The following is a 10,358-nucleotide window of genomic DNA, read 5'->3' on the forward strand; positions in this document are numbered from 1 at the left end:
CTTGATGTCGCACGAACCCGAGTACAAAGACTGGCAACAGATTATTGAGCTAATTCGAACTAGCATGGACAGTGAGCAAGATGACATGCTGTTAACCATGCTGATGTCACGTGATGAGAGAGAATCATTAATATCACGCGTTAATATTATTAACGAGCTTCTTAAAGGAGAATTATCTCAACGTCAGATCAGCCAGATGCTTGGCGTGGGTATTGCCACTATTACTCGTGGTTCTAACGAGTTAAAGTCTAAATCTGATGAAGAGAAAGACAAACTCAAGGTTTTGTTAGAGCAAGTTGCGGTATCTAAGTAGTCAGTGATTCCAATTCGCTTTTAGGTATTGGTATCACAAGTGGTTAAGATAACGTGTTAAAAAGGGCGGAAATATCCGCCCTTTTTCGTACCTAGCGAATAGGATGAGCGTTATAAATTTGAAGGGAAGTGCTCAGAGTTTGTGAATGGAATTAGAGCCAGAATCAAGGCTTGATGGTAAACCGAACTTCGAGTCAGCTGGTTTTGGGTGAGCAGGCTGATGGCACCACCTTTCTGTTTGATGTTCTCGGTACCAAACACCTCATCCATGACATCTCCCAGCTCATTCGCATGCTCGAGTTTGTCCAATACTTTAGGCGGCAGCATTAAGCTCGCAGAGCGAGATTCACCACGGTGAGTATTCGATTCAATCACCATCCACGCAAACGTCACGTTTGTTTCAATTCCCGCTTCAAGTCCGACATAGTAATCCGCGTTTGGCATCTCTACTTTTGCGTTTTTAACGCGGTTTAGTGCACCGCGATGAGTTTCTTCATCAGTCATAGGTTGATCTGCGACCTCACTAGGTACACTGACGCCAACGAAGTTGAACTCTTGGTGCGGAAATGCACTGTTAAATGCACTTTGAACGGCATTAATTTTAGCTGGGTTTAGCGATGCGATTACGACTTTTTGGGTTGCCATGATCTTTTTACTCACTGGTGTCTATTAACTCAATTTTACTTGGGTAGGCTTTACGTTCTCACTAGGGTAACACCCTAATACTTTCAAGTGTTTAGTGATTTTTGTTAGCTCTTCTAGTGCCTGTTGCATTTCTGTCGAAGCAAGATGAGATTCCAAGTCTACGTAGAACATTTCTTCCCATGGGTTCCCCATAATTGGACGTGATTCTAGCTTGGTCATATTGATGCCGTAACGTTGCAGCACTAATAGTGTTTCAACCAATGAGCCAGCCTCTTGGGAGGTCGACATGATCAAGGTGGTTTTTGCTGGAATCTGAGTTGAAACCTCAACTGGTTTGCGAGCAACCACGATAAAACGAGTATGGTTCTCAGTTTGGTTTGCGATGTTGCCTTGAATTGCTTGCAAGCCGTATAGCTTACCGCTTGATGCATTACCAATTGCAGCAACATCATCACGATCCATCTCTTGGACTTTTTGCATTGCATCTGCTGTGCTAGCGCAAGACTCCAGTTTTACACCTTTCATACGGCTTAAAAACTCACTGCACTGTTGGTGTGGCTGAGGATGTGAATACAGCGTTTTAATTTTTTCCAGACGAATATCTTTTTTCGCAACTAAGCAGTGCTCGATTGGTTGAGTTAGCTCTCCAACGATGTACAGCGTCGTGTGTTGTAGTAGGTCGTACACTTCATTAATAGAGCCTGAACTGGTGTTTTCGATTGGCAGAACACCATAATCAGCATGGCCCGATTCTACTGTTTGAGTCACTTCTTTGAAGTGTTCGCAGTTGAGCTCGATAAGTTCTGTATTTTTACGGCTGAAGTATTCGCGGCTTGCCAAGTGCGAGTAAGAGCCTTTGGCTCCTAAGAAAGCGACGCGAGCAAGTGGCTTACGACTTTGTTGCGGGTTAACGAGGTTTTGCAGGTAACTTTGCTGAAGAAGCACAGAGTCTTCAATGATGGTATGGAAAAGTTTAGTGATGTACTGCGCGTCGAGTTCGTATTTATCTCGGCCATTAGAAATCAGCTTAACTAATAGTTGTTGTTCTCGAACGGCATCACGAACGGGTTTTGAGGTTTGTACTTTACTTTTGGCTACTTCAATGCTGAGTTTACGGCGCTCAGACAATAAGCTGAGAAGTTGGTCATCCAGCTCATTCAAGCGCAAACGAATTTCTTCGAGGGAAATAGGTTGGTCAGTCATCAATTCTTTCCTTATAAAAAAGCCTCCCGATTTGGGAGGCTTTCTGTTTGTTTTTGACTTTTCTTTCACAAACGAGTTCGCCCCTCCGACTATGGGAGGAAAAAGAAGTCAAAAATAAACAGTGAGGTTAAATGCATAAATAGTGCTTAATTTATGAGTGTTTAAACACAATAAGCAAGGCAGGGGAGAGCGTCAAGCAAAAAAATAGCGCCTTTCGGCGCTATTTCCTCAATCTGGTCAGTTTACTCTTCTTCTTCCACTAGCTCAGGCTTATTTGCACGGCGAGCTTCAGGTTTGTGGGTCAGCTTGTTCAATTGTCGTTCTAGTTTTTGCTCCACTTCGTTGATAGCTGCGTAAAGATCTTCGTGAGTTGCTGAGGCAATGAGCTGGCCTTTAGGAACTTTAATAACCGCTTCGAATTTCTTCTGTTTGTTTGGTTCCTCACTGAAAGTTGCTTGGCAACCAATTAGGTCTACTTGCCATTTCTCCAGTTTTTTAAACTTGCTCTCAATATGAGCTCGGATTGCAGAGGTGATTTCGATGTTTTTGCCAGTGATATTCATTGTCATAAGTGTTTTTCCTCTGTTGCATCCCTCATGGGTTGAGTTCAGATTACCGCTTTAAGCATAAAAAAATGTGATTTAGATCATTATTTTGTTCGGGGTTTTTATGATGAAAAATGAATGTGATCTCACTCAAGATCTGCTGAGATTTATCGTGAAATTGCTTGTTATCGGTTAGTAAATCCGTAGATTGGATAGAGTACTCAGCTGAAAACGTCTTCGTTTTTAGGGAAGTTTTACGGCCTAATATTAGAGGTGGTTAAAATTTAACTATACGTAAAGTGTGATGACAGTCACTGAGTCTCTCAGACGAATTTATTTACAAAGCCGCTTATTGTACAAGCGGCTTTTTTGTGTCTGGCGTTTGACTGACTTTTCGTAGCGGTATCATGAAGAAGGGATCCTTTGGAGCCAGTGATACCCGCTCTAGACTTTTGACCTGGTCCAAACTTTCTAGCTGTTTGTATATAACGTAATAGCGATTAATGCTTGTGACGTACCCAACCGTTGAGCTTAAACTTTTCCGCATAACGACTTCCACGTTATTGAACCAAATATTAGGATCGTAGCCTTGCTGGGCTGCACGTTTACGAATTCGTTCTACATTCCCGGGGCCAGCATTGTAAGCCGCTAAGGTAAAGTAGAGTTTATTTTCCGCCGTAATAGCAGGATCACTGAAGTACTGTTTACGCAAAAATGCTAAATACTTCACGCCAGCATGAATATTGTTTTCTAGCTGCCGAACGTTTTTGATATTGATATTAGGGTCTCGAGCCGTGCTGGGTAGAACTTGCATTATGCCGACTGCACCTCGACTTCCAACGAGGTCGTTATTAAAGCCGGACTCTTTATAAGCGACGGCTGCGATCAGTAGATAGTCGATATCGTACTTCTCACCATAGCGTGAAAACAACGTAGCAAGCTTTTCTAGTTGAGCAATTTTGTTGGGGTTAAGGGCTTTGTTTAGCCAACCTGTGTTATCGATGTATTTTCCGTAAATGACGTTACCGAGCAGTGTCCCAGAACGAGATTTCTGAATAAACTTGTTCACGACGGCTTTCAAACTTGGGCTGTTTTCCCGCATTGCCCAAGCGATTTTACCATTTTCACGAATAGGGATTTCTGGGTGAGCTCGAATATCATCCATCACCTTCAGCCAAAGTTTGGCTTTATGACTATCGAGAACAATGGCTTTGACGTAGCCGTTATTGAGCATCCCAACCAGCTCGTAGTCTTGCAGTGTTTCTTCAATAAAATGTACGACAACGGGTGGCAAGCCTTTTTTATTTAGCTTCTTATTTAGTGCTTGAATACTCTCAAAGTAGCTAGAACTGGCACGTACCCAAACCTCTTTGCCGCTCAGTTGCTCAATGTTAGTCATGGCTGGTGTGCTTTTGTTCGTGACTATCCACTCGTCAATACCAGTAAGAATGGGTGAACTAAAATCGACTTTCTGTTTACGTGTGTTGGTAATGGTCAGATTGGCGACGACTAGATCACCGGAGCCATTTTCTAAGGCTGGCAGAAGTTGATCACGGGCTAGAGGAATAATTTGTACGTTAAGTTTCGGTTTGAGCTTACGAAGGTCTTTTTCGAAATGCGCCAGGAGTTCTGCACCTATTCCTTTTGGTGTACCGCCCTCAATGTAATAGAAGCCTAGATCAGCAGAAACGAGGACACGTAAAACATTCTTCTCTTTAATAACATCGAGATCCCCAGTGTAAGGAGGTTGCTTGAGTGGTGATATTTGCAGTGCGCAAACGGAAGCAGACAATAAGAGCAGCATAACTGCGCATAGCTTAGGTATCGTCACGTTCACATCCTTTTATAAAGGGGAGGGGAACTTTAAGCATATGTAGAGCCCCGTAGATCATCAAGCAAGGGCAGAACACGCTATTGCGGGTAATAAAAAACCGCCACGGTAAAAACGGTGGCGGTTTAGTTTGAAGCGGCTCAGTTACTTCACAGGGTTGAGCTCGATAAGCTTTTCAGTTCTTGCTACGGCGTCTTCCAAACCGAGTTGCTTGTAGGCCTCTAGCTGGATAGTCAGTGACTTACGTGCCGCTTCGGTGTCTGGGAATGCTTTTTGTAGCTCTTGACTGCGATTAATTGCAGCTACCCAGGCTTCACGGCGGAGGTAGAAGTCAGCCGTCGCTAAATCATAGTTCGCTAGGCGATTTTTCAGCGCAACCATGCGTTTTTGTGAGTCTTGTGCGTATGGACTGTTCGGGTAGCGTTGAAGCAGTTTTTTGAAGTCATCAAACGCTTTTTTTACTGGCTCAGGATCGCGATCGCTTCGATCTACGCTGAACAGATCATGCATAAAGTTACGATCTTGCGCCATATGGCTTAGGCCGCGCATGTACAGTACCCAGTCCATTTTTTCATGGGTTGGGTTTAAACGCATAAAGCGAGAAATGGTTGCCAAGCCCAAAGCAAGGTCGTCGTTTTTGTAGTACGCATAGATTAGGTCAAGCTGCACCTGTTCTGAGTAGGCACCGAATGGGTAACGTGAGTCTAATGCTTCCAGTTTCTCAATTGCAGAAAGCCAATTACCACTTTGAAGAGAAATCTGTGCGTCTGCATACAGTTCCGAAGGCGGCACATCAGGAACGATTTCTTCTTTGCTTGCACATCCAAACAGAAGGGATACCGCTAAAAGGCCTGTTAAAGTCTGACGTTTCATATCAGGAGTCTGTTCCTTGAATCTAAATATTTCTTAAGCTGCCGTTACTTTCTTTCCAGTAACAGATACAATGACGTAATAGTCTATTTTTTCACAGTCGTGAGCATTAGTCTCACAGTTTTTAAAAAAGTTCGATATGGCTCAGCAGATTGTATTAACAAATACCGTAAAAGATAGCCAGTTAGGTCAACGTTTAGACCAAGCTATCGCCGAATTATTCGCGGACTTCTCTCGCTCGCGCCTGAAAGAGTGGCTGCTTGATGGGAAAGTTCAAGTTAATGGTGAAGTTGTCACCAAACCTCGCACAAAAGTAATGGGTGGCGAGGAAATTACATTGCAAGCCGAGTTAGAAGATGAAGAACGCTGGGAAGCGCAAGATATCCCGCTAGATATCGTCTATGAAGATGACGATATTATCGTTATCAACAAACCTCGTGACTTTGTGGTTCACCCAGGTGCCGGTACGCCAGATGGTACAGTGCTTAATGCGTTGTTGCATCATTACCCTGATATCGCAGAAGTGCCTCGTGCGGGCATTGTGCACCGTCTGGATAAAGACACAACGGGGCTGATGGTGGTGGCGAAAACTGTACCAGCACAAACTCGCCTGGTTCGCGCACTGCAAAAACGTAATATTACTCGTGAGTACGAAGCAATCGCTATTGGTCGTATGACAGCGGGTGGTAAAGTGGACCAACCTATTGGTCGTCATTCTACCAAGCGCACGCTTATGGCGGTAGCACCAATGGGTAAACCAGCGGTAACGCACTACCGTGTCGCTGAGCGTTTCCGCGAACACACACGTATCCGTCTGCGTCTTGAAACGGGTCGTACGCACCAGATCCGTGTGCACATGTCTTACCTTCAGCATCCGCTGCTCGGTGATATTGCATATGGTGGACGTGCTCGCATCCCGACAGGTGCTTCTGAAGAGCTAACGGCAATGATCCGTGGCTTCGATCGCCAAGCATTGCACGCCGTAATGCTACGCTTTGAACATCCAATTACGGGAGAAGTACTTGAGTTCCATGCCCCTGTGCCTGATGACATGGTGGCGATGACTGAAGCGCTTCGTCAAGATACGGAAGAGCACGGTTTACCGGAAGAGTTCTAAGATGAAGACAATCATTCCGAATTGGCGTGCGCCTAAAAATGTCAAAGCTTTTGCCTCAACACGCATAGGCGGTTTTTCGACAGGCCCTTATCAAGGGCTAAATTTAGGTACTCACGTTGGGGATGATTTGTCTTTAGTAGAGAAGAACCGAGCTTGGTTGGCGCAGCAGGCGAACATGCCCCATGCGCCAATCTGGTTAAACCAAACGCATTCAACCGTTGTGGCTCAAGCAAATGAACCAACAACACAAGTGCTTGATGCGGACGGTGTATTTACTTCTTCAAGCCATGTTGTTTGTTCAGCGATGACCGCCGATTGTCTACCTGTATTATTGACGAATACACAAGGCACTCAGGTAGCCGCCGTTCATGCAGGTTGGCGCGGCTTAGCAAATGGTATTGTCGAAAATGCATTAGCGTTATTTTCAGGTGAAGTGATAGCGTGGCTTGGCCCTGCTATTGGATCTCAAGCCTTTGAAGTGGGTGAAGATGTTTTGCAAGCTTTTGTTGATTTTGACTCACAGGCGCATCAAGCATTCACTCCACGCGATATCGACGGCAAATGGTTTGCTGACATGTCGGTGCTGGCAACGCAACGTCTAAGTCGAGCTGGTGTGACACAAGTGTTTGACTCTGGACTTTGTACTTACCAAGATAAAGCCTCTTTTTATTCGTATCGCCGTGATGGTAAAACTGGTCGACAAGCAACCTTTATTTGGATTGAAGATTAGTTATAAGCACTAAAGTGCCAAGATGCATAGTGCTATTTTTGCAAAGCTATCTTTATTCATTCACTCCCTTGAAATTCCTCCTCAGAGTATCCATCTTTCTAACTGTCAAAAGAATTTCCTTTAGTTGGGGTTAGGAAGGTAGATATGCGTCTTGAACGATTCACAAGTAAGTTTCAAATCGCTATCTCTGATGCTCAATCACTAGCGTTAGGGCGCGATCATCAATATATCGAGCCAGTTCACCTAATGGTGGCTTTGCTTGACCAAAATGGCAGTCCAATTCGTCCATTGCTTACTATGCTGGATGTGGACGTAACGCATTTACGCTCTAAATTGAGTGAAATGCTAGATCGATTACCAAAAGTCAGTGGCATCGGTGGAGATGTACAGCTCTCTAGTTCGATGGGCACGTTGTTTAACCTGTGTGACAAAGTGGCGCAAAAGCGTCAAGACTCCTATATCTCGTCTGAAATCTTCCTGCTTGCTGCTTTAGAAGATCGCGGACCTTTGGGGCAATTACTCAAAGAGATCGGTTTAACAGAGCAAAAAGTTAGCCAAGCAATCGAAAAGATCAGAGGTGGTCAAAAGGTTAATGATCCGAATGCAGAAGAGCTTCGCCAAGCATTGGAAAAGTTCACCATTGACCTTACCGAGCGAGCAGAACAGGGCAAACTGGATCCGGTTATCGGCCGTGATGATGAAATTCGCCGTACCATCCAAGTATTGCAGCGCCGTACTAAAAACAACCCTGTGATCATCGGTGAACCTGGCGTAGGTAAGACCGCAATTGTTGAAGGCTTAGCTCAGCGCATTGTCAACAATGAAGTGCCAGAAGGTTTGCGTGGTCGCCGCGTGCTGTCATTAGATATGGGTGCACTGGTTGCTGGTGCTAAGTACCGTGGTGAATTTGAAGAACGCTTGAAGTCGGTATTGAATGAACTCGCTAAAGAAGAAGGTAATGTCATTCTGTTTATCGACGAGCTCCATACTATGGTTGGTGCGGGTAAAGGTGAAGGCTCAATGGATGCGGGGAACATGCTCAAACCTGCATTAGCCCGTGGTGAACTGCACTGTGTTGGCGCAACAACACTGGATGAATATCGTCAGTACATCGAAAAAGATGCGGCGTTAGAACGTCGTTTCCAAAAAGTGCTGGTGGATGAGCCGACCGTTGAGGATACCGTGGCGATTTTACGTGGCTTGAAGGAGCGTTATGAGCTTCATCATCACGTTGAAATTACTGACCCAGCGATTGTTGCAGCGGCGAGTTTGTCACATCGTTATGTTTCTGACCGTCAACTGCCAGATAAAGCGATCGACTTAATCGACGAAGCGGCTTCAAGCATTCGTTTACAAATTGACTCTAAGCCAGAGTCATTAGATAAGCTTGAACGTAAAATTATCCAACTTAAGATTGAGCAACAGGCGCTTAGTAACGAGCACGACGAAGCGAGTGAAAAGCGTTTGAAAGCGCTTAATGAAGAACTCAATGAAAAAGAACGTGAGTACGCTGAACTAGAAGAGGTTTGGAATACAGAAAAAGCCGCACTTTCTGGCACTCAACATATTAAGTCTGAGCTTGAACAAGCTCGTATGGACATGGAGTTTGCTCGCCGAGCTGGTGATTTAAACCGCATGTCGGAACTTCAATATGGTCGTATTCCTGAACTTGAGAAGCAGTTAGATCTTGCAACCCAAGCGGAAATGCAGGAAATGACACTATTGCGTAATAAAGTAACCGACAACGAGATTGCAGAAGTACTTTCTAAGCAAACTGGCATCCCAGTATCCAAGATGCTAGAAGCGGAAAAAGAGAAACTACTTCGTATGGAAGACGTACTGCATAATCGTGTGGTAGGGCAAAGCGAAGCGGTCTCTGTTGTATCGAATGCCATTCGTCGTAGTCGAGCTGGGCTTTCTGATCCAAACCGACCAATTGGCTCCTTCTTATTCTTAGGTCCAACTGGTGTAGGTAAAACAGAGCTTTGTAAGACACTTGCGAGCTTTATGTTCGACAGCGAAGATGCGATGGTCCGTATCGACATGTCTGAGTTCATGGAGAAACACTCAGTGGCAAGATTGGTTGGTGCGCCTCCAGGCTATGTCGGATATGAAGAGGGTGGTTACTTAACGGAAGCGGTTCGTCGCAAGCCGTATTCGGTAATTTTGTTAGATGAAGTAGAGAAAGCGCATCCGGATGTATTTAACATTCTGCTGCAAGTTCTCGATGATGGGCGTTTAACGGATGGTCAAGGTCGTACTGTTGACTTCCGTAATACGGTTGTGATCATGACATCGAACTTGGGTTCATCTCGTATCCAAGAGAATTTCGCAACGTTAGACTATCAAGGTATCAAGAGTGAAGTAATGGATGTGGTTAGCAAACACTTCCGTCCTGAGTTCTTGAACCGTGTTGACGAAATCGTGGTGTTCCATCCACTTGGTCAAGAACACATCAAGTCTATCGCTTCTATTCAATTAGAACGTTTGGCGAAACGACTAGAAGAAAAAGGATATCAACTCGAGGTTTCTGACAAAGCACTCGATTTGATCGCTCAAGTTGGTTTCGACCCTGTATATGGTGCGCGTCCTTTAAAACGCGCAATTCAACAGAATGTCGAGAACCCATTAGCCAAATCGATTCTTTCTGGTGAAATTGTTCCAGACAAGAAAGTGCAGCTAATCGTTACTAATGACCAAATTCGTGCCCATCAGTAATTGCACGGATACAATAAAAAATGAGATAAAAATCACATTCAAGGGGCCATTTGGCCCCTTTTCTATAATGTTTTAGAACCTTTTGCCTGTTTTCTATACGAATGAACTAAAAAGGTGAGTTTTTTTTAAAAATGCACTTGTGTTCCTTAATGAACGCCCTATAATGCGCCTCCGTTGTCAAGGGAAAGCAAGTTAAGCGAAGCCTAGACAACAAGGTCAGTGAGTTAAGAATTAACTCGCAGATAAATAACTTAAAAAAGTGTTTGACACGATAAGTTATCTAGCTAAAATGGCCGTCCACTTTGAAGAGAAATTCAAAGTGTGCTCTTTAAAAATATAGACCTATCAATCTGTGTGGGCACTCGTTGATGATAATCCAATTAGAAA

9 protein-coding genes and 1 other annotated feature are annotated in these 10,358 nt (G+C 44.3%); of the genes, 4 read left to right on the forward strand and 5 right to left on the reverse strand.

Annotated features, from left to right (window positions below; all coding sequences use genetic code 11):
* The first annotated feature begins 4 nt into the window (after positions 1–4).
* Positions 5–313: a trp operon repressor gene (gene trpR, locus EX191_RS10035; RefSeq protein WP_012842123.1), complete on the forward strand. Its 309-nt coding sequence runs from the start codon at positions 5–7 to the stop codon at positions 311–313.
* 110 nt (positions 314–423) lie between these two features.
* Here the strand turns inward: trpR and yjjX are convergent, their stop codons facing one another.
* The 5 genes from yjjX to EX191_RS10060 form a co-directional block, all read right to left on the reverse strand.
* Complete coding sequence (gene yjjX, locus EX191_RS10040; RefSeq protein ID WP_012842122.1) at positions 424–957, reverse strand: inosine/xanthosine triphosphatase; 534 nt, start codon at positions 955–957, stop codon at positions 424–426.
* A gap of 24 nt (positions 958–981) precedes the next feature.
* Positions 982–2,160, reverse strand: a complete 1,179-nt coding sequence (pheA, locus tag EX191_RS10045; RefSeq protein WP_193447667.1) for a prephenate dehydratase — start codon at positions 2,158–2,160, stop codon at positions 982–984.
* A gap of 12 nt (positions 2,161–2,172) precedes the next feature.
* Positions 2,173–2,294: a sequence feature (Phe leader region), on the reverse strand.
* 108 nt (positions 2,295–2,402) lie between these two features.
* Complete coding sequence (hpf, locus tag EX191_RS10050; protein ID WP_005397484.1) at positions 2,403–2,729, reverse strand: ribosome hibernation-promoting factor, HPF/YfiA family; 327 nt, start codon at positions 2,727–2,729, stop codon at positions 2,403–2,405.
* Between the two features lie 325 nt (positions 2,730–3,054).
* Positions 3,055–4,509, reverse strand: a complete 1,455-nt coding sequence (locus tag EX191_RS10055) for an MltF family protein (protein WP_176319053.1) — start codon at positions 4,507–4,509, stop codon at positions 3,055–3,057.
* Between the two features lie 171 nt (positions 4,510–4,680).
* Entirely contained in the window at positions 4,681–5,409 is a 729-nt protein-coding gene (locus EX191_RS10060; protein WP_005385927.1) for an outer membrane protein assembly factor BamD, read from the reverse strand.
* A gap of 136 nt (positions 5,410–5,545) precedes the next feature.
* On the opposite strand from EX191_RS10060, the gene rluD reads away from it, so the two are divergent.
* The 3 genes from rluD (at position 5,546) to clpB (ending at position 9,971) form a co-directional block, all read left to right on the forward strand.
* Positions 5,546–6,523, forward strand: coding sequence for a 23S rRNA pseudouridine(1911/1915/1917) synthase RluD (gene rluD, locus EX191_RS10065; RefSeq protein ID WP_065645207.1), 978 nt, complete (start codon positions 5,546–5,548; stop codon positions 6,521–6,523).
* Position 6,524: 1 nt separating this feature from the next.
* Positions 6,525–7,253, forward strand: coding sequence for a peptidoglycan editing factor PgeF (gene pgeF, locus EX191_RS10070; protein ID WP_193447668.1), 729 nt, complete (start codon positions 6,525–6,527; stop codon positions 7,251–7,253).
* Positions 7,254–7,397: 144 nt separating this feature from the next.
* Positions 7,398–9,971, forward strand: coding sequence for an ATP-dependent chaperone ClpB (clpB, locus tag EX191_RS10075; protein ID WP_193447669.1), 2,574 nt, complete (start codon positions 7,398–7,400; stop codon positions 9,969–9,971).
* The last annotated feature ends 387 nt before the right edge of the window (positions 9,972–10,358 follow it).

This window comes from Vibrio chemaguriensis, assembly GCF_012275705.1.
Lineage (GTDB): Bacteria > Pseudomonadota > Gammaproteobacteria > Enterobacterales > Vibrionaceae > Vibrio > Vibrio diabolicus.